The organism is Pseudomonas sp. TE36184 (assembly GCF_054060055.1).
The window spans coordinates 2524061-2545690 of sequence record NZ_JBSSCU010000001.1; the positions used below are offsets into that span (position 1 = coordinate 2524061).

The following is a 21630-nucleotide window of genomic DNA, read 5'->3' on the forward strand; positions in this document are numbered from 1 at the left end:
GCGGCGATCAAAGGCGGAAGTGCCCCACCATGCCCTTGAGTTCCGCGCCCAACCGCGCCAGCGCAATACTCGACGCGGCATTGCCTTGCATGCTCAACGCCGATTGATCGGCACTCGCGCGAATGCTGGTGACGCTGCGGTTGATCTCTTCGGCCACCGAACTCTGTTGCTCGGCCGCTGCGGCAATCTGCTGATTCATTTGTTGGATCAATGACACCGCGACCGCAATGCTGCCCAGCGCGCTTTCGGTTTCCAGCGCATCGCTGACGGCCAGCTTCACCAACTCGCCGCTCTGCTGGATCTGCTGCACCGACGCTTGCGCCGCGCTGCGCAAGGTGCCGACCAGGCGCTCGATCTCCTCGGTCGATTGCTGGGTGCGCTTGGCCAGCGCCCGCACCTCATCGGCCACCACCGCAAAACCACGGCCTTGCTCACCGGCGCGCGCGGCCTCGATGGCTGCGTTGAGCGCCAGCAGGTTGGTCTGTTCGGCCACGCTTTTGATCACGCTCAACACGCTGCCGATGTTCTGGATTTCGCTGCTGAGGCTGTCGATGCTGGCGCTCGCGCTGGTGCTGGACGTGGCCAGCTGTTCGATGCGCTGCAAACTCTGGCGCACCACCTGCTGGCCGCTGTCGACTTTGTCATCGGCGGTCTGCGCAGCCTGTGCGGCCTCTTCGGCGTTGCGCGCCACATCGTGGACCGTGGCGGTCATCTGGTTCATCGCCGTGGCGACCTGCTCGGTTTCTTCCTTCTGGCTGCTGACCTCGATGTTGGTCTGCTCGGTGACGCTGGACAGCGAATGCGCCGAACTGGCCAATTGCTCGATGCCCGCTTGCAGCCTGCTGACCATATCGCTCAAGCCGCTGCCCATCTGTTGCATCGCCTGCATCAGTTGGCCGATTTCATCACGGCGGCTGACGTCCATGCGCCCGCTCAAATCGCCGGCTGCGATCTGCTGGGCCACCGCGATCACCCGGCGCAGCGGCGCGACGATCAACCGGGTAATCACCCAGGCCGCAATCAAGCCCATCAACAGCGCCAGGGCCGAGGAGCCGATGATCAGCAGCGCGCTTTTCTTCAACTGCGCCTGCATCGACTGATCTTCGGCGGCATACGCCTGGTCGACGCGGCTGACCACTTGATCGGCGCGATCATGCAATTGTTTGTAGACCACTTTTTCCTGGGCCAGCAGGCCGGTGTATTCGCCGAGCTTTTCATTGAACGCAGCGATATGCCCGCCGACCTCATTGAGCACCGTCTGGTAACCGGCGTCCTTGACCGAGGTCTTCAGTAATTCGACCTGGGCCAGCGCTTGCTCGGCCTGTTCGATCTTGCCTTGTTCGGCGTTGTCTTCCTGCCCTTTGCGGCTCTGATCGAGGCGCACATGGGCCTCGTTCATGGCTTGCAGCATCAACCGCGAAACCTGGCTGACCTGCCCCGCCTGCTCGATAAACTCGGCGCCCTCCTTGCCCTGGCTTTCCTTGAGGCCATAGGCGCCATCGTCGGCCAGGCCGGCCTGCAACACATCGAGGTTATTGGCCACGCTGGACACCGACCAACTGGCCATTTCCAGTGCCAGGTCCTTGGTCTGGGTCAGTTCGACGAACTCATCGAACGCCTTGCGGTAAGCCGCCAGGGCCTGTTCGACCTCGGTCATCAGCGGCACGTTGGTCGCAGACTCGGCCTTGAGGCTGGCGGCCAGGGCGGCCAAGGCGTCGACTTGCTCATGCAGGGCGTCGACGGACTTGGGGTCGGCGTGCAGCGCGTAGTCCTGCTCGATCAAACGCACCTTGAGCAGCCCGCTGTTGAGCGAAGACATGCTCTTGAGGCCCTCGAAACGCAGGCCAACGGTTTGCAGGGACCACACGCCAATCGCTGCGACCAACGCAGTCAACAGCAGTACCAGGCTGAAGCCCAAACCCAGTTTTTTCGCCATACCGAGGTTGGCGAAACGTCGTTGCACGGCCGAAATCATTGCACTTGAATCCTCTTGCAATGGCGGATGCCATCAAGTCCGGTTTCCCAGCAGCGAGATTCGCAACCCCAAGGCCCTGAACACAAGTCGTTGGCGCCACAATAATGGCAAAAAGCTACACACTCGTCGTTTTCAGAATGGTCGAGGTCGATCTGGCGGGCCCCGCGGCGCGGAACAACGCCAGGGCCCGCTGATCAGCAGCATAGGCCACATTGATGCGCTGCCACTCGCTGTGTTCACCCGTGGGGCTGAACAGCGCCCCCGGCGACATCAACACGCCGAGTTGCCGCGCACACGCCTGCAAGCGTGAACGGTCGGCCATGCGAGGCCGCGCCCAGACAAACATGCCGCCGGCGGGCACGGCGAACACCTGCCATTCCTCATCCTCCAGCACCTGCAAGGTCGCGGCCATTTGCGCGTTCAGGCGTTTGCGCAGGCGCTGCACCCATTTGCGATAGGTGCCGTTGGCCAGCAACGTGGCCATCACCGCTTCGGCAAAACGCGAGGTACCGATGCCGGTGAGTGTCTTGAGGTGTACCAATTGCGCAATGATCGGCGAACTGGCGCTGAGGTAGCCGACGCGCAGGGCACTGCTGAGGGTCTTGGAAAAACTCGAGACATAGATCACCCGGTCATCATGGGGCAGCGCCGAGAGCCGCGTGCAACTGGCGTGTTGCAGGTCGGCGTAGACATCTTCTTCGATGATCAGAAAGTCTTCGCTGTGCGCCAGCGCCAGCAAACGCTCGGCCACCTTGCGGCACAGGCTGGTGCCGGTGGGGTTGTGATACAGGCTGTTGATAAACAGGCACTTGGGACGATGGCGACGCAGCAGGGCTTCCAGCGCCGGGACGTCCGGGCCGCCCTGGGTACGCGGCACTTCCAGCAGCGTGACGCCGTGGAAGGCCAACTGACGAAAGAGGTTGCCATAACCGGGGGTTTCCACGACCACCGTGTCGCCGGCCTTGAGCAAGGTGCGGATCAGCAGGTCCTGGGCATGGCTGGCGCCATGGGTGGTGAGAATGCGGTCGAGGCTGGTGGCCACGTGAATCTGGGTCAGGCGCTTGAGCAGTTGCTCGCGCAGCGCCGGCAGCCCCAGTGGCGTGCTGTAGTTGAACAGGCCGCCGGTATCGATGCGGCTGACTTCGCGGATCGCGTAGCTGATGTCATCGCTTTCGCGCCAGGCGTCCGGCAGCCAACCGCAGCCGAGTTTCAACTCGCCCAACGGGCTGTCGGTGAAAGCGCCCCACTCTCGCTCCGCGCCTTCATACCAGTGGCGTTCCTGAGCCACTGGCGGCTGCGCCACCACAAACCCGGAGCCCTGCTTCGAGGTCAGCAGGCCCTGGGCCTCCATGCGCTCGAATGCCTCGATCACGCTGGACTGGCTGAGCAGGTTGTCGAGGGCCAGTTGGCGGATGGACGGCAAGCGTGTACCGGGGCTGACCCCGCTCTTGCGAATCCATTCCGCCACCGCGCTGACGATTTGCTGCACCACCGGTACAAGGGCTTGTCGATCGATCCCTAAATCCATGAGCCACTCACTTAACTATCTGTTATTCAACCCAAAACAGTTAAGCACAGAAGCCCGCTCCAACCGGTCGCCAACAGTAACTAAAGTATTGATTTTATTGACTTATTTACCTCCTGATACACATTGGATCACGGCGTTTTGCCAGCTATGGAAACGCCCCACAGCACCTCAAACTTTTTCGAATGAGGTGCGGCTTGGAGTCCTAGATCGCGGTGGCACCGCCGTCCACCGCCAGGGCGTGGCCGGTGGTGAACGCCGCACCGTCACTGCACAGGTACAACACCGCACTGGCGATTTCCTCGACCTTGCCGATGCGCCCGACCGGGTGCATGGCCGCGGCGAATTCGGCTTTGCGCGGGTCAGCTTCATAGGCACGGCGGAACATGTCGGTGTCGATCACGGCCGGGCATACCGCGTTGACGCGGATGTTCTTTTTCGCGTACTCGATGGCCGCCGATTTGGTCAGGCCGATCACCGCGTGCTTGGACGCGGCATAGATGCTCATCTTCGGCGCGGCGCCCAGCCCCGCCACCGACGCAGTGTTGACGATCGCACCAGCGCCCTGGGCCAGCAGCAACGGCAATTGGTACTTCATGCACAACCACACGCCCTTGACGTTGACGCCCATGATCGCGTCGAACTCATCGAGGGTGCCGTCCGCCAACTTGCCTTTCTCGATCTCGATCCCGGCGTTGTTAAAGGCGTAGTCCAGGCGGCCATACGCGGCGATGGTCTGCGCCATCAATTGCTGCACGTCGGCTTCCAGGGTGACGTTGCAGCGCACGAACTGCGCCTCGCCACCGGCCTCGCGGATCAGCGCGACAGTGCCTTCGCCACCCGCTACGTCGAGGTCGGCAACCACTACCTTCAAACCTTCGGCGGCAAACGCCAGCGCGGTGGCGCGGCCAATACCGGCGGCGGCGCCGGTGACCAGGGCGACCTGGCCGGAAAACGTCATGCTCATGGGGGATGTCCTATGGGAGAAATAGCCGTGGGCCGAGTCTAGCCAAGCCCGACACGGGCGCGTCAGCACTATCAGAAGGCCGGTTAGCGCTGCATGAATCACAATGATAAGACCGCCCGGCTGACTATCATCGAAGCCTATCGCCAAGCATTCGCAGTCCTCGGCCGACCTTGCTCGCAGGCCAGTATGGGTCTATCAATCAGGCTTCATTTCTCAAGAGTCCTTGCCATGACTGCCCAGACCAACCGCCAGTTCCTGCTCGCCAAACGCCCGGTCGGCGCGGCCACGCGGGAGACCTTCACCTACCAGGAAGTGCCGGTGGGCACGCCACAGGACGGGCAGGTGCTGGTGCGCAACGAATACCTGTCCCTCGACCCGGCCATGCGCGGCTGGATGAATGAGGGCAAATCCTACATTCCGCCCGTCGGCATCGGCGAAGTGATGCGGGCGCTGGGTGTAGGCAAGGTAATCGCCTCGAACACCCCTAAATTCGCCGTCGGGGACTACGTGAACGGCGCCCTGGGGGTGCAGGATTACTTCCTCGGCGAGCCGCGTGGTTTCTACAAGGTCGACCCCACGCTTGCGCCCCTGCCGCGCTACCTGTCGGCGCTGGGCATGACCGGCATGACCGCCTACTTCGCCCTGCTCGAGACCGGCGCACCCAAGGCCGGCGAAACCGTGGTGATCTCCGGCGCGGCCGGGGCGGTGGGCAGCATTGCCGGGCAGATCGCCAAGATCAAAGGCTGCCGCGTGGTGGGTATTGCCGGTGGCGCCGACAAGTGCAAGTTCCTGGTGGATGAACTGGGCTTCGACGCCGCCATCGATTACAAACACGAAGACCTGCCCGCCGCGCTCAAGCGCGAGTGCCCCAAGGGCGTGGATGTGTATTTCGATAACGTCGGCGGCGATATTCTCGACGCCGTGCTCAGCCGCCTGGCATTCAAAGCCCGCGTAGTGATCTGCGGTGCGATCAGCCAGTACAACAACAAGGACGCGGTAAAAGGCCCGGCCAACTACCTGTCATTGCTGGTCAATCGCGCACGCATGGAAGGCTTCGTGGTGATGGATCACGCGGCGAACTTTGCCGCCGCCGGGCAGGAAATGGCCGGCTGGATGGCGCAGGGCAAGCTCAAGAGCAAGGAAGACATTGTGGAAGGACTGGAGACGTTCCCGGAGACGCTGATGAAGCTGTTCAACGGGGAGAACTTCGGCAAGCTGGTGCTCAAAGTCAGCTGATACACAGCAGATGTCAATGTGGGAGAGGGCTTGCCCCCTCCCACATGGTTGATCGGTGATCGATCAGGCGATCTCGGCGACGACTGCCGCCAATGCCTTGGCCGGGTCCGCCGCCTGGCTGATCGGGCGGCCGATCACCAGGTAGTCCGAGCCGGCGTCCAGGGCCTGACGCGGCGTGAGGATACGGCGCTGGTCATCCTGGGCGCTGCCCGCCGGGCGAATCCCCGGGGTGACCAATTGCAGCGACGGGTGGGCGGTCTTGAGCGCCCGGGCTTCCAGCGCCGAACAGACCAGGCCATCGAGGCCGGCTTTTTGCGCCAGGGCCGCCAGGCGCAGCACTTGCTCCTGAGGTTCGATATCCAGGCCGATCGCGGCCAGGTCTTCGCGCTCCATGCTGGTCAGCACGGTCACACCGATCAGCAAGGGTTTAGGGCCGCTGCGCTGTTCCAACACTTCACGGCAGGCGGCCATCATGCGCAGGCCGCCGGAGCAGTGTACATTGACCATCCACACGCCCATTTCGGCGGCCGCCTTGACCGCCATCGCGGTGGTGTTGGGGATGTCGTGGAATTTCAGGTCGAGGAACACCTCGAAACCTTTGTCACGCAGCGTGCCGACGATGTCCGCGGCGCAACTGGTGAACAGTTCCTTGCCGACCTTGACCCGACACAGCTTCGGGTCCAACTGGTCAGCCAGCTTCAGTGCGGCGTCACGGGTGGGGTAATCCAGGGCGACGATGATAGGAGTCTGGCAGACGGACATTGGAATGGGCTCTCAGGCAAGTCGAAATCGGCGCGAATTGTAGCGCAAGCGACGCCGTTGCGGGATCCGATGATCGGTAAATACTGACCAAGCGCACTCAGGCGGACCTTTCGGCCATTTGTATCAAAGCAGATACATTCACGACATGCCCTCAACACGCCCTACCGCTAGCCTCGCCCGCACGACCCACCGACCAGCACTACCAGCCATGGGGCTGGGCGCCTATGCTGACCGCTACCACCAGGCAGATGATCGCACTATGCATACTTCCGTCCCGCTGAACGACGAGCAAAAAAACGCGGTGAGCGCCGATGAAAAGCGCTGGAACACCCGCGCGCTGATTGTCGACGACGATGTGCCGATCCGCGAACTGCTGATCGACTACCTGGCGCGCTTCAATATTCTCGCCACCGGCGTCACCGACGGCACCGCGATGCGCGTGGCGATGCAAGCCGAAACCTTTGATGTGGTGGTGCTCGACCTGATGCTGCCGGGCGAAGACGGTCTGTCGCTGTGCCGCTGGCTGCGCGCCGAGTCGGACATTCCGATCCTGATGCTCACCGCCCGCTGCGAACCCACCGACCGCATCATCGGCCTGGAACTGGGCGCCGACGACTATATGTCCAAGCCGTTCGAGCCGCGTGAATTGGTGGCGCGCATCCAGACCATCCTGCGCCGGGTGCGCGACGACCGCACCGAGCAGCGCGCCAATATCCGCTTCGATAACTGGCGGCTCAACAGCGTGTTGCGCCAATTGGTGGCCGACGATGGCCTGGTGGTGCCGCTGTCCAACGCCGAGTTCCGCCTGCTATGGGTGTTTATCGAGCGGCCGCGCCGGGTGTTGAGCCGCGAACAGTTGCTGGATGCGGCCCGCGGTCGTTCCATCGAGGCCTTCGATCGCAGCATTGACCTGCTGGTCTCGCGCCTGCGCCAGAAGCTGGGCGATGACCCCAAAGCACCGCAGTTGATCAAGACCGTGCGCGGTGAAGGCTATCTGTTCGACGCACGGGATATCGGCTGATGCGCAACGCCCTCAACACGCTGTTCGGCCGCTTGTTCGGTGTGTTGCTGTTGGCGATTGTACTGGCCCATGCGTTGGCATTTTTCTGGTTCCACCACTATGACCCGCCTCCGCCACCGCGCAAGGACACCTTCGTCGAGCAACCGGACGGCACGATGAGGCCCCTGCCTAAACGCCCTCGCCCATGGTTTGGCGGCCCGGTGGTGCCGCTGACGTTTCAGTTTTTCTCGTTGATCATCGCCGCCTGGTATGGCGCCAAATTGTTGAGCCGGCCGATCCAGCGCCTGAGTGAGGCCGCCGAGCGCTTGAGCCTGGACCTCGACAGCCCGCCTCTCGACGAATCGGGCCCCCGGGAAGCCCAGCAGGCCGCGTCAACCTTCAACCTGATGCAAAAACGTATTCGCGAACAAGTCGGTCAGCGCGCGCGCATGCTCGGCGCGGTCTCCCATGACCTGCGCACCCCGCTGTCGCGCCTCAAGCTGCGCCTGGAGCAGATCGAAGACGCCAAGCTGCAAGGCCAGATGCGCCAGGACCTGAACGACATGATCGGCATGCTCGACGCCACCTTGAGCTACCTGCACGAACAACGCACCAGCGAAAGCCGGCACTGGCTGGATGTGCAGGCGCTGGTGGAGTCGATCAGTGAGAACGCCCAGGACCAAGGTTCCAATGTGCAATGTGCCGGCACCTGTGCGCCTTTGCAGGTGCAGCCGATGGCGTTGCGTTCATGCCTCAACAACCTGATCGACAACGCCTTGCGCTACGCCGGCAGCGCGCGCGTGGAACTGGAGGACAGCCGCGAGGCCCTGACCATCCGCGTGATTGACCACGGCCCCGGGATTGCCGCCGACAAGCGCGAGGCGGTGTTCGAACCGTTCTATCGGCTGGAAGGCTCGCGCAACCGCAACTCCGGCGGCGTGGGCCTGGGCATGACCATCGCCAAGGACGCGGTGGAACGCCTGGGCGGACGGTTGAGCCTCGAGGAAACCCCGGGCGGTGGGTTGACTGCCGTGATGTGGTTGCCCCGCGCCTGACGGCCAACGCCGTCCAACTCCCCCATAAATCTTGGCCACTCAGCTACAGCGGTTCGTCTTCGCGGCGGCTCTGGGCCTGGGTCGCGCTCCAATCCATCAGCAGGCTGTACGCCACGGCGAGCAAGGTCGGGCCGATAAACAGGCCGATGAAGCCAAACGCGATCAGGCCGCCGAATACCCCGAGCAACACGATCACCAGCGGCAGGTTGCCGCCACGGCTGATCAGGTACGGCTTGAGCACGTTGTCCACGCCGCTGATGATGAACGTGCCCCACACGCCGAGGAACACTGCGTAGGTGTAATCGCCCTTCCACGCCAGCCAGGCCGTGGCCGGAATCCACACCAGCGGCGGCCCCATGGGGATCAGGCTGAGCAGGAACGTGACGATACCCAGCACCAGCGCGCCCGGCACCCCGGCGATCAGGAAGCCGATCAGCGCGAGCACGGCCTGGGCGGCGGCCGTACCGATCACGCCATTGACCACGCGTTGCACGGTGCCGGCCACCAGTTCGATGTAGTAACCGGCACGTTCGCCGATCAAGCGCTCCAGCAGGCGGTGGACGAACATCGCCAGGCGCGGCCCGTCACGGTAGAAAAAGAACACGAACACCAGGCTGAGGGTCAGCTCCAGGATGCCGCCGCCGATCTGCGCGCTGCGCGCCAGCAGCCAGTTGCCCACCTGCCCCAGGTACGGCTTGAGGCTGACCATCAGCGCCGCGCCCTGCTGGTCGATGCTGTCCCACATCGCCACCAGCCGTTCTCCGACAAAGGGAATCGACCCCAACCAGGCCGGCGCCGCCGGCAAACCGTCGACCTGAATATCCTTGATCAACGTCACCGCGTCGCGCACATGGTCCGCGAGGTTGAACCCCAGCCATACCAGCGGCACCGCCACCAGCAGCATCCAGCCCAAGGTCAGGATGCCAGCGGCCAGGGATTCGCGGCCGCCCAGCCAGCGGGTCAGCAACACCATCAGCGGCCAACTGGCAAACGCCAGCACCGCCCCCCAGAACAGCGCCGACCAGAACGGCGCCATCACCCAGAAGCTGGCACCGAACAGCACCAGCAGCAGGATTTGCACCAGCAGGCGATCGTTATTGAGCATGGAGTTTCTCTAGGAAAAGGCTGAAGGCAGTCAGTTTAGGCGAACGGCGCGGGTCCGTTCGCCCTGTTTCGGTCAGCGTATCAGATGCAGGTGCAGGCCTTTGGCTGGCTCGGTACCGGTTTCCAGGCGTGCGGCCCGCACGCCCTTGTCAATCAGGGCCTGGCGCCACGCTTCGGCATGGGGGCCGGTCAAACTGACACGCAGGGTGGTGTCGAGGTTCAAACCGCGGGAAATCAGGGTCAACCAGGTGGTATCGGGGTCCGCACCCAAAGCCGGGAAATCCAGCTCGCCAGTGCTTTTGAGTTCGCGCAACAGCGTGGCGGAGGTCGGCAGCAGTTCCCCGAGCGGGGCGTCGGCATCGATCTGTTCGACATGCAGGTAAGCCCGGCGATTGCCGCGGGTGATGCCGTACAACGCCACCAGGGAATTGTCCTGCGGGGCGGCCAGACGCAACAGCAGGTATTCCTGCTGGCCATCGGCGCCGACCAACTTGGCATTACCGAACACTTCATTGGCCCACAGGCTGCTTTCACCGCAGTCACGGGCCTGGCACCAGAACAACAGCTGCGCGCCCTGCTGCTGCAGCGCTTCGCGCGTGGCGGTGAACGCAGCGCTGGAGGTGTGCTCGGCGGGCAGTTCATAGGTGATGGCGGTGGCCTGGCCGCGCGCGGTGGCCTGGGCTTCGTAACGCAACTGGCCGCTGATCTTGCGGATCGCGCCCATGGGGTAGATGCGCTCTTTTTCTTCGGCGGGACGATAATCGACGATTTGCGCGTCGACCTGACGGGCCACGGCGGGCAAGTCCTGGCTACCCGGCACATCGGCGGCGAACACCAACGGGCTGAACACACACAGCCCGAAGGCACGGATACAGCCTTTACGCACGCTCATCGGATAGTTGAGCCCTGGCCATCGGAGGTCGCAGCAGTTTCAAGATCGGTGTTGAGATCGTTCATGGTTGACTCCCTTTCAATCCGCCCAGCCTCGGCAGTTGACCGCGCCAAGTCAAGGTGCAGAGAAGAACCGATTGAAACAGTCTGCAACAAGGACCGCGCCCGCCTCGTCATTCAAGTGCAAATGATGGCCACCGGGCAGGGTCGTCACGGTAAACGGTAGCTGGGAAAGCAATTCGGGATGTCTCGCCAGCATGCCGTCAGCGGCGACCACCAGTTGAGTAGGGCAACCTACGCGGCGCACGAAAGCCATGGCTTGCTCGTCGGTCAGACGCATCGGCGATGCCAGGGTCAAGCGGCTGTCCGTTCGCCAGGTGTAACCGCCCGGCACCGGCATCAAACCGCGCTGGGCCAGCAGTTCAGCGGCTTCGCGGCTGACGGCCACCAGCCCTTTCATCCGCGCTTCGACGGCGCGATCAAGGTTGCTGTAGACCGGCTTGCGCTTGCCCTGCAGGTTCAATTGCGCCTGCAACGCCATGCCCAGGCGTTCGGCGGCGTTCTCGCCGGAGGCGGTCGGCGGGATCACACCGTCGATCAAACCCAGGTGCGTCACCCGCTCCGGCAAGGCACCGGCCAATACCAGGGAGACGATGGCGCCGAGGGAATGGCCAAGTAATGCAAAACGTTTCCAGCCCAGTTGTTCGGCGACCTGCAGCACATCGTGGACGTAATCCCACAGGGCATAACCGGCCCCCGTCGGACGATGCGCCGAATGCCCGTGGCCGGCCATGTCGAGGGCGACGATACGCATGCCCTGCAGTTTCGGCGCCAACCGCGCGAAGCTGTTGGCGTTGTCCAGCCAGCCATGCAAGGCGATCACCGGCAGACCGTCTTCGGGACCGAACAGATGCGCGGCCAATTCGATATGCGGCAGGCTCAGGCGCACTTCTTCGACCGGCGTACTCATGCGCAACTGCGCTCGCGGGCTTCCCAACGGGCGAACAGCTGCTTGAGCAAGGTCGCGGTGTCCTGGGGGCGTTCGAGGGGGAACATATGGCCGCCGGGCATGGTGAGCATTTCTCCCATGGGCAGGCGCCCGACGCCGCTGGCGTGGTGGCGCATCACCACCCGGCTCTGGCGCCCACGCACCACCGCCAGCGGCACTTTCAACTGGCGCACCTGGCCCGGGCTGGTGTGGGGCACGCCCCGGTAGATACTGATTTCAGTGGCCGGATCGAAACGCAGGCGCAGGCGATCGCCGACCTGATACAGGCCATGTTGCAGGTAAGCGTCGAAGCATTCCGGGTCGAAGCCGCGAAACAGGGTCTTGCCGGCGAAGTAACTGCGCGCGGCGTCCAGGTCGGCGAATTCTTCACGGCGGCCCAGGGTGCGCCCGGCCGGGGTGAGGCGGTCGATAAAACCAAAGCGCTTGGCGGCGCGGATCACCCAGCGGTCGGCACGGGTCAGCACCGGCGAGTCGAGCATCACCACGCCGCGATACAACTGCGGGCAGCGCATGGCCGCGTGCAAATGCAACACGCCGCCCAGGGAATGGCCCACGCCCCACACCGGCTCGGGCTGCTGTTGCAGATGGTGGATCAGTTCGTCCACCAGGTTCTGCCAGTTGTCGTCCACCGGAAACCGTGGATCGTGGCCGTGCTGCGGCAGGTGCGCGACGGTATATTCCGGGGCCAGGCCGGCAAACAACTTGCCGTAGGTAGCCGAAGGGAAGCCATTGGCGTGGGCAAAAAACACGTGCTGCGACATACCGGTTCCATCTATAAAAACAGACATTGATTGTCACCACGCCCGACCGTTACGGCAATGACCGTAACCGCCAGGAATGATGACACTCACGCCACGCCTATCGCGCCGGCGGGTTCTCGCCCAGGGGCACTACGGCCATGGTCAGGCGCGAGACGCAGCTGGACTTGCCATCATCGTTGGTCAGGCGGATGTCCCACACCTGGGTGGTGCGGCCGATATGAATCGCCCTCGCCACCGCCGTCACCCGCCCGCTGCGCACCCCGCGCAGGTGATTGGCGTTGACCTCGAGGCCGACGCAATAGAACTTGCTCGCATCGATGCACAGGTAGGCCGCCATGGAGCCGACGCTTTCGGCCAGCACGACCGACGCGCCGCCGTGCAGCAGGCCGTAGGGCTGATGGGTACGCTGATCGACCACCATGCTGGCGGTCAGGGATTCTTCGTCGAAACTTTCGAAGCGAATGTCCAGCACTTCACCGATGGTGTTTTTCTGCAGAGCGTTGAGTTGTTCGATATTGGGTTGGGTGCGCCACAGGCTCATACCGTTGTCCCTATTGGTTTTATGATGACCCTAATCCTGCCACAGAATGACTTCGGTGCGCTCGCTCCACACCTGAAACTGTGGGCCGTAGGTCGATTCGATGACATTGCGCCTGATCTTCAAGGTCGGTGTCAGGAAGCCGTTTTCCACCGCCCAACTGTCTTTCACCACCACCAATTGACGCAGGCGCTCATGCTTGTCCAACGCCGCGTTGACCTGCTCCAGCCAGCGTTCAAGGCTGCCGTGCAAGGCCTGGCGCGCATCCGCCTGGCCCGCCGCCGACAGCACGCACAGGCCCATCGGCGCAGGCAGGCCGTCGCCGACCACACACACCTGTTCGATCCGTGCATGTTCGGCCAGGCGGTTTTCGATCGGCGCCGGGGCCACGTACTTGCCCTTGCTGGTCTTGAAGATTTCCTTGAGACGCCCGGTCAGGCGCAGACGGCCCTCGGCGTCCTGCTCGCCCTTGTCGCCGGTGCGCAGGAAGCCGTCCGGGGTGAGGGTTTCGGCGGTTTTTTCCGGGTCCTTGAAGTAACCGAGCATGGTCGCGCCACTGCGCACCTGCACTTCGCCGAGCGGGTCGATACGCACTTCAACGCCCGGGCACGGCAGGCCGATCCAGCCGATCGTCTGCTGGCCGGGGCGACAAACATGGGAATAGCCGCAACTCTCGGTCATGCCGTACACCTCCAGCACATCCAGGCCCAGGCGCTGATACCAGCGCAACAAGGCTTCGGGCACCGGCGCCGCGCCGGACAGCGCAATGCGTAACGCGTCCAGGCCCAGGCCGGCCAGCACCTTGCGGCCCACGCGTTTGCCGATGAAGGGCAGCCGCAACAGGCGCTCCAGGCGCGTCGCCGGGATCTTGCCGTAGACGCCCATCTGGAATTTGGTCCAGATACGCGGCACCCCGAACAGCGCCGTCGGCCGTGCCCGACGCAGGTCCCTCAGAAAAGTCTCAAGGCTTTCGGCGAAATACACGGTTTGCCCGGTATAGATCGCCGCCAATTCCACAAACATCCGCTCCGCCACATGGCACAAGGGCAGGTACGACAGCAGCCGGTCACCCTCCCCCAGGCCGAACAATTCGGTGCCTCCGGTGGCGGCAAAGCCCAGGGCGCCGAAGCTGTGCATCACGCCCTTGGGCAGGCCGGTGGTGCCGGAGGTGTAGATGATGGTGGCCAGATCCGACGCGGCAGGTAGCGGCTGATCCTGGATCGGTGAACAGGCTTGCAGCTCGGTCCAGCTGAAATCCAAGTCACCCGCCGGACACAGCGGCAGGCCGATGGTGGGCACGTCGGCCGGAACCCCGGGCGCCATGGCGGGCCAGTCATCGAGCTTGCCGATGAACACCAGCGCCGCCTCGGAGTGCTTCAGCACATGGGCGACGGAATCGGCGGTGAGGTTGGGATAGAGCGGCACCGAGACATGCCCGGCCATCCAGATGGCCAGGTCGGCGATGATCCAGTGCGCGCAATTTTTCGAGATCAGGGCTACGTGCGAACCCTGGGGCAGTTCCCTCGCACGCAGCCAATGCGCGGCGCAGCGGGCCTGGTGGCCGACCTCGGCCCAAGTGAGGGTCTGTACCTCGTCGCCGCCGACGGGCTGCACCAGGAAGGGTTTGCGCGGATGCCGCGCTTCACGTTCGAAGAAGACCTGCAACGGCAAACGAAAAGCGACGGGCATGGGACGCGCTCCTTTGTGGTCCGATGATAGCCAACCAAGCACTTGCTCGGCTGACTATATAGCACACACAAAGCAGTGAAAGCGCCTACGGGTGTTTCACACTGACCAGGCTCATCAGCCCCGCCAGCGGGCATTCCCCCTCCAACTCCGCCAGGCTGGCGGTGTACATCGGCAGCGGTTGACGCTGATGACCATGCTGCAAAAAGCTGATCAGGCTGCCGACCAGCGGCTGATGGCTGACCAGCAGCACATTCTCATCCGTGTCGAGCTTTTCCAGCACCTGCTGCGGATTGCCGTCCGGTGTCAGCCAGGGCACGGTGCGGATGTCCGGCACGAAGCCCAGCGCTTCACGCACCAGCTGCGCGGTCTGCTGCGCCCGTACATACGGGCTGGCAATGATCGCGCTGATGGGCTGGCCGATCAGGTGCGCCGCGCTGCGCAAGACTTCGGCGCGGCCATGCTCGGTCAGCTCGCGCTCGGCATCGGTGCGGGCATGCGCTTGGGCTTCACCATGCCGCAAAATCCACAGTTTCACAGTTTTGGCTCTTCATCGCGCACCGGGTGCGGTGCTGGCGGCACGCTGTGGGCGGCTTCGCCTTCCGGCGCACGCGGCGTCGGCCAGTCGGCGAATGGCCAGGGCTTTTGCTCGGTGTGGAAACTGCCGAAGCGGCCGATCTGCGCGAGGAACTGGCTCAGGCTGTCGCCAAAATTCATCAGGCCCAGGTTCGGCGCGCCGTAGACCAACCGGTAAATCAGTTGCACCACCACCAACGCACCGAGCAGGAATTGCGCCACTTGCCACACCAGGGCAAACACCAGCATCCACAAGATGCGCAGGGCGATGGACTCGTACTTGGGAGCTGCTTTCGGATCGTTCATGACGCGTTCCTCAGTTGAAACCACTGGTGGAAATAAAGTCGACATCGGTTTTCGGCTCGGCGCGCATCAGCAACTCGATGACCTGATTCAGGGTGCGCCCTTCAAACAGGATCGCGTGCAACCCGGCGACCAGCGGCATGTACACGCCGGCCTCCTGGGCCTTGGCCTTGAGCACCTTGAGGGTATTGACCCCTTCGGCCACTTCGCCCAGGCGCGCCACGGCGTCTTCCAGGCTCAGGCCCTGGCCGAGGGCGAAACCGACCTGATAGTTACGGCTTTTCGGCGACGAGCAGGTGACGATCAGGTCGCCCACGCCCGCCAGGCCCAGGAACGTCATCGGGTTGGCGCCCTGGCTCACCGCGAAGCGGGTCATTTCCGCCAGCGCACGGGTGATCAGCATGCTCTTGGTGTTCTCGCCCATGCCCAGCGCCACCGCCATCCCGGCAATGATCGCGTAGACGTTTTTCAGCGCACCGCCCAGCTCGACGCCGAAGCGATCGCCACTGGCGTACACGCGGAAGGTGCGCCCATGCAGCACGGCCTGGACCCGCTCACACAGTGCTTCATCTTCACTGGCGATCACGGTGGCGGTCAGTGCATGTTCGGCCACTTCCCGCGCCAGGTTCGGCCCGGACAGCACGCCGATGCGCGCCTGCGGGGCGATCTCTTCGAGGATTTCGCTCATCAGCTTGAAGGTGTGCGCCTCGATGCCCTTGGTCAAACTGACCAGCAGCTTGCCCGCCAGGCGTTCGGCGTGAGGCGCGAGTACCGAACGCAACGCACTCGAAGGCAGCGCGACGAAACACAGCTCGCAGGCCTCCAGGGTCGCCTGCAAGTCGGTGACCGGCTCGACCGCCGGATGAATCTTGATGCCTTTAAGGTAACGAGGGTTTTCTCGATGGACGCGAATGGCCTCGGCCTGTTCGGGATCGCGCATCCACTGGCGCACCGCATGACCGTTCTCAGCCAGCAGGTTAGCCACGGCGGTACCAAAACTTCCGCCTCCCAGGACCGCAATAGGGCGCTGTTCAGTCATATGCAATCCGTTAATCCATACCAGTGGCGATGGCCGCATTATACGGAGCCCCCCGCTTGCGGCCAGCCCCCGTATCAATTCACACGCCTGTCGGAAAATGCCATAGCGACGCGGGGTAATTGCAAAGGCGACGACTGGCAAATGGCCCGGCCTCGGTTAACATGGTCGGCTATCCGTAATTATCAAGGCCGTGCCGTGTATTTGGGCCCTCCTCCCCGTTCATCGTTGTGGTTGATGCTGTTGTGCAGCGGCGCGGTGTTCGCCGACGACCTGTTCCTCGACAACCAACCGCTGCCACAGGTGCTGACTGCCACTCGCCTCAAACAATCGGCCGCCGCCGTGCCCGGCAGCATGACCGTGATCGACAGCGAACTGATCAAGGCCAGCGGCGCGCGGGACATCGCTGAGTTGCTGCGGCTGGTGCCGGGCATGATGGTCGGCTACACCAGCGGCAACCAGGCGGCGGTGAACTACCACGGCACCAATGCCAGCGATGCGCGACGCATGCAGGTCTTGATCGACGGCCGCTCGGTGTACCGCGCAGGCCTGGCCACGGTGGACTGGAGCGATATTCCGGTGGCCATGGAAGACATCGAGCGCATCGAAGTGTTCCGCGGGCCCAACACCGTCAGCTACGGCGCCAATGCGTTGATGGCTGTGGTGAATATCCTCACGCGCTCACCGGCCGACAGCCACGGTTCAAGGGTAAAAGTGGTACGCGGCGAACGCGGGATCAACGACTTCTATGCCAGCCAGGGCGTAGGCTGGGAAACCGGCGACCTGCGCCTGTCGATGTCCGGGCAGCAGGACGATGGCTTTGACAGCAACGCGGTGGGCGCCGACCGTCGTGACGGCCGGCGTCTCAACCGCTTCAGCCTGGCGGTGAGCCAGACGCTGAACACGCAACAGAGCATCGACTGGCAACTGAATGCCAAGGAAGGGACCAACCAGCGTCCTTATACCTACACGCCGGTATTCGCCGGGATTACCGAGGGCGGCAACAATTCCGACGTTACCGCCAAGGACTATGCCGGCTCCCTGCGCTGGAATTTCGATTTCAATCCCGAACACAGCTTGTATATCCAGGGCTCGGCCCAACAATGGGACCGCCGGCAGATCTGGAAAGCCTGTGACGCCAAGGTGTCGTTCAGCCCGGAATTGACCCGGCTGTGGCAGCTCAACCCCAATTATGCCGAGCGATTGGCCCGGCATATGGACACCTACAGCCAAGGTGTTGCGCCTCCCGGCAGCGCCGACGAACAAGCACTGGGCAACCAAGTATTGGACCAATGGCGCAACGGCGCCAGCCAGAGCGTATGCGGCGACATCGACCAAAGCACCCGCGAAAGCCGCTACGACCTGGAGATCCAGGACACCCTGAGCCTGTCCGACAGCCTGCGCCTGGTCAGCGGTATGAACTATCGCTATGACCGCGCCGACTCCGACACCTATTTCAACGGCACTCTGGATGACACCACCTGGCGCCTGTTCGGCCAGCTTGAATGGCGCGCCAGCGAGCACTGGTTGCTGCAGGGCGGCGCCATGTACGAAGACACCCACCTGAGCGGCAACTCGCTGACGCCGCGGGTGGCGGTCAACTACCTGATCAACCCGCGCCACGGCCTGCGCGCGGTGTACTCCGAGGCGATCCGTTCGCCGGACATGTTCGAGAACAACGTCAACTGGAGCTATCGCGTCACCAACCTCGACTCGCCGGCCTACGGGCAGAATTCCGGGCAGTACTTCGTGGTCACGCGCGGTCCGGGCAACCTCGACAAAGAACTGATGAAATCCCGCGAATTGGGCTATAACGGCTTTTTTGCCGACATCGGGCTGAACATGGACGTGAAACTGTTCTACGACGAAATCACCGACATGATCAGTTCGCCGCTGCGCAACAATCAGTACATTGCCAGCAACGCCAACAGCTCGCGCTTTACCGGCGCAGAATCCCAATTCGATTGGCGCATGAGCAACGCCGACCGCCTGCGGCTGACCTACGCTTACGTCGACGCCAGCACCAGCAACCCGCTGGACAAGGCGCAAACCGCACGCAACAGCGGTTCGGCCGGCTGGTTGCGCGAATGGGGGCAAGGCTGGTCCAGCGCCCTGTTCTACTATGGCGACGACGCCCTTAACCGCTATCGCTTCGAACGGGTCGACCTGCGGGTCGCCAAGCGCATGGCCCTGGGCAACGCCAACGTGGAACTGGCCGGCATGTTGCAACAACGCCTGGACAACCAGCCCACCACCTGGGCCGACAACAACTACGACCATCGCCAAGTGCTCTACTTCAGCGCGGAGTTAGAGTTCTGACATGGGCGCTCAGTCACGGATGACCCTCCTCTCTCTCCCCAGACGCTGGCAACGCGGCCTGCTGCTGCTGTGCCTGCTGCTCAGCGTACCGGCCTGGAGCGCCGATATCCTGCTGACCGCCGCCGAAGACGGCGCCGGGGTGCAGGCCTTCGTCCAGGCGCTCACCCAGCAGCGCCCCGACGACCGTGTGACCTTCACCCCCCTCGCCAACCTGCCCGCGCCCAGCCGCCTACCGGCCAATACGCGCCTGATCCTGTTGGACCTGCCCAGCCTCGACTGGCGCCTGCAGGATACCCAGGGGCCGTCGACCCTGGTGTTGCGCATCAGCCGCCTGCAGGCCCACCAGCGCATGGGCCAGGGCGTGCCGGGCAAAATCAGCCTGCTGTGGAGTGACCCGCCGCTGGAGCGCCAACTGCGGCTGATCGCCACAATCCTGCCCCAGGCCCGCCGCATCGGCGTGCTCTACGGCGCCGACAGTGAATTCCTGCTCCGCGAGTTGCGCCAATACGCCGCGCCGATGGGCCTGGAGATCGTGCCCCAGCGCTGGGACGACATTAACGACAGTCGCCCGCTGCAGCATTTGTTCAGAAACAGCGATGTGCTGCTCGGCCTTGACGACCCGCAGTTATACAACCCGAAAACCGCGAAGAACCTGCTACTGAGCAGTTATGCCCGGCAACTGCCGCTGGTGGGGCCCAATGCCGGCTTCGTCAAGGCCGGCAGCCTGGCCAGTACTTACAGCGACCAGACCGACTGGCTGGCCGTGCTCGACCGCCTGCTCGATCACCCGCCGGCCGGCTGGCCGCGCGCCGTGTACCCGGAGCGTTTCAAAGTCGTGGGCAACCCGCAAGTCGCACGCTCACTGGGCATCGAACAGGTCGACGAAGCCAACGTCGCCGCCCGCCTGGCCGAAGGAGAACAACGCCCATGACCTTACGTCGTCGTTGGGACATCAACACCCGCACCCAGCTCATCACCCTGGGGCCGGCGCTGTTGCTGACGTTGCTGTTGATCAGCTTCTTCACCTTCGTGCGGATCCAGGACCTGCGCCAGGAACTCGACCACACCGGCCAGTTGATCGCCAACCAATTGGCCCCGGCCACCGAATACGGGGTGATCTCCGGCAACAACGACGTGCTCGACAGCCTGCTGCGCGCGACGCTGGCCACGCCCCATGTGCGCTTCCTGGAGATCCAGGACAGCGCCGAGAACATCCTGGTGTACGTCGAGCAACCGTCGGAAAACCACGACCGCTCGCTGTCGGTCAAAGTGTTCCAGGCCCCGATCCGCCTGCAACATATCCAATTGGGCAATGACTTTTTCCAGGACAACCTCAACGAACCCAAGGCGCCGCGTGCCGACTACCTGGGCCGGGTGATCGTCGGCATGTCCAACGATGCCTTCAGCCAGCGCCAACAGGAGATTCTGTTCAAGGCCGGCGTACTCGCGCTGTTTGCCCTGCTGTTCACCTTTTTGCTCGCGCGGCGCCTGGCCGCCAGCCTGTCGCAGCCGATCAGCGCGATGGGTAATGCAGTCAAGGCGATCCAGCAAGGCGACTACAAGACCCCGCTGCCGATTGTCGATGACTCCGAACTGGGCGACCTCTCGCGGCACATCAACAACCTTGCCGAAGGCCTCAACCAGGCCAGCCGCGAACAGCAGCAGGCCATGGCGCAACTGATCCAGACCCGCGAGGAAGCCGAACGGGCGAACAACGCCAAGTCGGACTTCCTGGCGATGATGAGCCACGAGCTGCGCACGCCGATGAACGGCGTGCTGGGCATGCTGCAGTTGCTGGAAACCACCGAGATGACCGAAGAGCAGACCGAATATGCCGCGCTGGCCTCCGAGTCCACGGAACATTTGCTCAAGGTCATCAATGACATCCTCGACTTCTCGCGCATCGAACGCGCGGCCCTGGAGCTGGAACACATTCCGTTCAACCTCGCAGACCTGATCAACAGCTGCGCCCAGGCCTTCCAGCACAGCGCCCAGCAGCGCGGGCTGAGCCTCGAACTGCCGATCCCGCCGGGCTTGGACACGTTGCGCGTGCAGGGCGACCCGACGCGTATCCGCCAGATTCTGGTGAACCTGATCGGCAACGCGCTCAAGTTCACCGAGCACGGCAGCGTCAGCGTCGAGCCCCATTGGCAACCCCTCGACCATGAACTGGTGTGGTTCACCTGCACCGTGCGCGACAGCGGCATTGGCATTTCCGCCGAGCGCCTGGAACTGATGTTCGATGCGTTCCAGCAGGCCGACAGTTCCATTTCAAGACGTTACGGCGGCACCGGCCTGGGCCTGCCCATCGCCCGCACCCTGGCCGAACGCATGGGCGGCACCCTGCGCGCGCAGAGCGAAGAAGGTCGCGGTTCGGCGTTCACCCTGGAAATCCCGCTGGCCATCGACCAGCACAGCGTGCCGGCCATCGCCGCCAACGCCGAAGGTAAAGCCAGCGCGGGCGACGGCCGCCATGTGCTGCTGGTGGAAGACAACCCGGTCAACCGCACCGTGGTCGAAGCCATGCTGCGCAGCCTGGGCTTTGAAGTCAGCCTGGCCACCGACGGCGCCGAAGCGATCCGCAGCGCCGAGAGCCTGATTTTCACCGCGATCCTGATGGATTGCCGGCTACCGCTGATCGACGGCTACGAAGCCACCCGCCAGATTCGCCAACTGCCGGGCTGCGCCGAGCTGCCGATCATCGCCCTCACCGCCAACGCCTTGCAGGGCGATCGTGAACTCTGCCTGGCCGCCGGAATGAACGATTACCTGGCCAAGCCGTTCAAACGCACGGATTTGCAGCAAATCCTGCAGCGTTGGGTGCAATAGCGCCGCGCCATCAGCCAACTGCGACTGGCGTGAAAGACGAAAGTGCGGCAGTCTTAGG

Annotated in this window: 19 protein-coding genes and 1 pseudogene; 6 read left to right on the top strand and 14 right to left on the bottom strand. The window is 63.5% G+C overall.

What is annotated here, in order from left to right; genetic code table 11:
- Window positions 1-7 precede the first annotated feature (7 nt).
- The 4 genes and pseudogenes from ACVWZP_RS11005 to ACVWZP_RS11020 all read right to left on the bottom strand — a co-directional run bounded on the left by ACVWZP_RS11005 (window position 8) and on the right by ACVWZP_RS11020 (window position 4467).
- On the bottom strand, window positions 8-889 hold the full coding sequence (locus ACVWZP_RS11005) for a methyl-accepting chemotaxis protein (RefSeq protein WP_370737521.1): 882 nt from the start codon (window positions 887-889) through the stop codon (window positions 8-10).
- Window positions 869-1975, bottom strand: a pseudogene (locus ACVWZP_RS11010) (HAMP domain-containing protein); the annotation flags it as partial. The pseudogene ACVWZP_RS11010 and the gene ACVWZP_RS11005, both read right to left, overlap by 21 nt.
- Before the next feature lie 115 nt (window positions 1976-2090).
- Window positions 2091-3503: an aminotransferase-like domain-containing protein gene (locus ACVWZP_RS11015; protein ID WP_057003696.1), complete on the bottom strand. Its 1413-nt coding sequence runs from the start codon at window positions 3501-3503 to the stop codon at window positions 2091-2093.
- A gap of 202 nt (window positions 3504-3705) precedes the next feature.
- Window positions 3706-4467, bottom strand: a complete 762-nt coding sequence (locus ACVWZP_RS11020; protein ID WP_046384180.1) for an SDR family oxidoreductase — start codon at window positions 4465-4467, stop codon at window positions 3706-3708.
- A 228-nt stretch (window positions 4468-4695) separates the two neighbouring features.
- Here ACVWZP_RS11020 and ACVWZP_RS11025 point away from each other — a divergent pair, with 228 nt between their 5' ends.
- Window positions 4696-5703 (top strand): NADP-dependent oxidoreductase, encoded by a 1008-nt coding sequence (locus tag ACVWZP_RS11025; RefSeq protein WP_046486359.1) that lies wholly within the window; start codon window positions 4696-4698, stop codon window positions 5701-5703.
- 63 nt (window positions 5704-5766) lie between these two features.
- Here ACVWZP_RS11025 and pyrF read toward each other — a convergent pair whose 3' ends face one another.
- Complete coding sequence (pyrF, locus tag ACVWZP_RS11030; RefSeq protein ID WP_017846795.1) at window positions 5767-6465, bottom strand: orotidine-5'-phosphate decarboxylase; 699 nt, start codon at window positions 6463-6465, stop codon at window positions 5767-5769.
- A gap of 259 nt (window positions 6466-6724) precedes the next feature.
- Here pyrF and ACVWZP_RS11035 point away from each other — a divergent pair, with 259 nt between their 5' ends.
- Together ACVWZP_RS11035 and ACVWZP_RS11040 are read left to right on the top strand one after the other, a co-directional pair.
- Window positions 6725-7486: a response regulator gene (locus tag ACVWZP_RS11035; RefSeq protein WP_046385333.1), complete on the top strand. Its 762-nt coding sequence runs from the start codon at window positions 6725-6727 to the stop codon at window positions 7484-7486.
- On the top strand, window positions 7486-8520 hold the full coding sequence (locus ACVWZP_RS11040) for a sensor histidine kinase (protein ID WP_046384182.1): 1035 nt from the start codon (window positions 7486-7488) through the stop codon (window positions 8518-8520). Before ACVWZP_RS11035 ends, ACVWZP_RS11040 begins: the two co-directional genes overlap by 1 nt.
- 43 nt (window positions 8521-8563) lie before the next feature.
- On the opposite strand, the gene ACVWZP_RS11045 is transcribed toward ACVWZP_RS11040, so the two are convergent.
- The 9 genes from ACVWZP_RS11045 to ACVWZP_RS11085 all read right to left on the bottom strand — a co-directional run bounded on the left by ACVWZP_RS11045 (window position 8564) and on the right by ACVWZP_RS11085 (window position 16427).
- The gene (locus ACVWZP_RS11045) at window positions 8564-9625 is read right to left on the bottom strand and encodes an AI-2E family transporter (RefSeq protein ID WP_046384183.1); all 1062 of its coding nucleotides are present in this window, start codon (window positions 9623-9625) and stop codon (window positions 8564-8566) included.
- A 72-nt stretch (window positions 9626-9697) separates the two neighbouring features.
- Window positions 9698-10516 carry a DUF4892 domain-containing protein gene (locus ACVWZP_RS11050; protein WP_457369737.1) on the bottom strand — a complete coding sequence of 273 codons (819 nt, stop codon included), beginning with the start codon at window positions 10514-10516 and terminating at the stop codon, window positions 9698-9700.
- 114 nt (window positions 10517-10630) lie between these two features.
- The gene (locus ACVWZP_RS11055) at window positions 10631-11485 is read right to left on the bottom strand and encodes an alpha/beta hydrolase (protein ID WP_057003700.1); all 855 of its coding nucleotides are present in this window, start codon (window positions 11483-11485) and stop codon (window positions 10631-10633) included.
- Complete coding sequence (locus tag ACVWZP_RS11060; protein WP_017846789.1) at window positions 11482-12285, bottom strand: alpha/beta fold hydrolase; 804 nt, start codon at window positions 12283-12285, stop codon at window positions 11482-11484. Before ACVWZP_RS11060 ends, ACVWZP_RS11055 begins: the two co-directional genes overlap by 4 nt.
- A gap of 97 nt (window positions 12286-12382) precedes the next feature.
- Window positions 12383-12826: a hotdog fold thioesterase gene (locus tag ACVWZP_RS11065; protein WP_017846788.1), complete on the bottom strand. Its 444-nt coding sequence runs from the start codon at window positions 12824-12826 to the stop codon at window positions 12383-12385.
- Between the two features lie 30 nt (window positions 12827-12856).
- Window positions 12857-14512, bottom strand: coding sequence for an AMP-binding protein (locus ACVWZP_RS11070; RefSeq protein WP_457369738.1), 1656 nt, complete (start codon window positions 14510-14512; stop codon window positions 12857-12859).
- A gap of 85 nt (window positions 14513-14597) precedes the next feature.
- A complete protein-coding gene (gene sixA / locus ACVWZP_RS11075) occupies window positions 14598-15047 on the bottom strand; it encodes a phosphohistidine phosphatase SixA (protein ID WP_057003702.1) in 450 nt (149 codons plus the stop codon).
- On the bottom strand, window positions 15044-15391 hold the full coding sequence (locus tag ACVWZP_RS11080; protein WP_017846785.1) for a DUF4389 domain-containing protein: 348 nt from the start codon (window positions 15389-15391) through the stop codon (window positions 15044-15046). Before ACVWZP_RS11080 ends, sixA begins: the two co-directional genes overlap by 4 nt.
- 10 nt (window positions 15392-15401) lie before the next feature.
- A complete protein-coding gene (locus tag ACVWZP_RS11085; protein WP_017846784.1) occupies window positions 15402-16427 on the bottom strand; it encodes an NAD(P)H-dependent glycerol-3-phosphate dehydrogenase in 1026 nt (341 codons plus the stop codon).
- A 195-nt stretch (window positions 16428-16622) separates the two neighbouring features.
- Here ACVWZP_RS11085 and ACVWZP_RS11090 point away from each other — a divergent pair, with 195 nt between their 5' ends.
- The 3 genes from ACVWZP_RS11090 to ACVWZP_RS11100 are packed head-to-tail and all read left to right on the top strand — an operon-like array spanning window position 16623 to window position 21572.
- The gene (locus tag ACVWZP_RS11090; protein ID WP_318533470.1) at window positions 16623-18743 is read left to right on the top strand and encodes a TonB-dependent receptor plug domain-containing protein; all 2121 of its coding nucleotides are present in this window, start codon (window positions 16623-16625) and stop codon (window positions 18741-18743) included.
- 1 nt (window position 18744) lies between these two features.
- Window positions 18745-19674: an ABC transporter substrate-binding protein gene (locus ACVWZP_RS11095; protein ID WP_457369739.1), complete on the top strand. Its 930-nt coding sequence runs from the start codon at window positions 18745-18747 to the stop codon at window positions 19672-19674.
- Window positions 19671-21572: an ATP-binding protein gene (locus ACVWZP_RS11100; RefSeq protein WP_457369740.1), complete on the top strand. Its 1902-nt coding sequence runs from the start codon at window positions 19671-19673 to the stop codon at window positions 21570-21572. Before ACVWZP_RS11095 ends, ACVWZP_RS11100 begins: the two co-directional genes overlap by 4 nt.
- The last annotated feature ends 58 nt before the right edge of the window (window positions 21573-21630 follow it).

Coding starts and splice junctions, on each gene's coding strand:
- ACVWZP_RS11005 (WP_370737521.1), bottom strand. CDS start 889: ATGCAGGCGATGCAACAGATGGGCAGCGGCTTGAGCGATATGGTCAGC.
- ACVWZP_RS11015 (WP_057003696.1), bottom strand. CDS start 3,503: ATGGATTTAGGGATCGATCGACAAGCCCTTGTACCGGTGGTGCAGCAA.
- ACVWZP_RS11020 (WP_046384180.1), bottom strand. CDS start 4,467: ATGAGCATGACGTTTTCCGGCCAGGTCGCCCTGGTCACCGGCGCCGCC.
- ACVWZP_RS11025 (WP_046486359.1), top strand. CDS start 4,696: ATGACTGCCCAGACCAACCGCCAGTTCCTGCTCGCCAAACGCCCGGTC.
- pyrF (WP_017846795.1), bottom strand. CDS start 6,465: ATGTCCGTCTGCCAGACTCCTATCATCGTCGCCCTGGATTACCCCACC.
- ACVWZP_RS11035 (WP_046385333.1), top strand. CDS start 6,725: ATGCATACTTCCGTCCCGCTGAACGACGAGCAAAAAAACGCGGTGAGC.
- ACVWZP_RS11040 (WP_046384182.1), top strand. CDS start 7,486: ATGCGCAACGCCCTCAACACGCTGTTCGGCCGCTTGTTCGGTGTGTTG.
- ACVWZP_RS11045 (WP_046384183.1), bottom strand. CDS start 9,625: ATGCTCAATAACGATCGCCTGCTGGTGCAAATCCTGCTGCTGGTGCTG.
- ACVWZP_RS11050 (WP_457369737.1), bottom strand. CDS start 10,516: ATGAGCGTGCGTAAAGGCTGTATCCGTGCCTTCGGGCTGTGTGTGTTC.
- ACVWZP_RS11055 (WP_057003700.1), bottom strand. CDS start 11,485: ATGAGTACGCCGGTCGAAGAAGTGCGCCTGAGCCTGCCGCATATCGAA.
- ACVWZP_RS11060 (WP_017846789.1), bottom strand. CDS start 12,285: ATGTCGCAGCACGTGTTTTTTGCCCACGCCAATGGCTTCCCTTCGGCT.
- ACVWZP_RS11065 (WP_017846788.1), bottom strand. CDS start 12,826: ATGAGCCTGTGGCGCACCCAACCCAATATCGAACAACTCAACGCTCTG.
- ACVWZP_RS11070 (WP_457369738.1), bottom strand. CDS start 14,512: ATGCCCGTCGCTTTTCGTTTGCCGTTGCAGGTCTTCTTCGAACGTGAA.
- ACVWZP_RS11080 (WP_017846785.1), bottom strand. CDS start 15,391: ATGAACGATCCGAAAGCAGCTCCCAAGTACGAGTCCATCGCCCTGCGC.
- ACVWZP_RS11085 (WP_017846784.1), bottom strand. CDS start 16,427: ATGACTGAACAGCGCCCTATTGCGGTCCTGGGAGGCGGAAGTTTTGGT.
- ACVWZP_RS11095 (WP_457369739.1), top strand. CDS start 18,745: ATGGGCGCTCAGTCACGGATGACCCTCCTCTCTCTCCCCAGACGCTGG.
- ACVWZP_RS11100 (WP_457369740.1), top strand. CDS start 19,671: ATGACCTTACGTCGTCGTTGGGACATCAACACCCGCACCCAGCTCATC.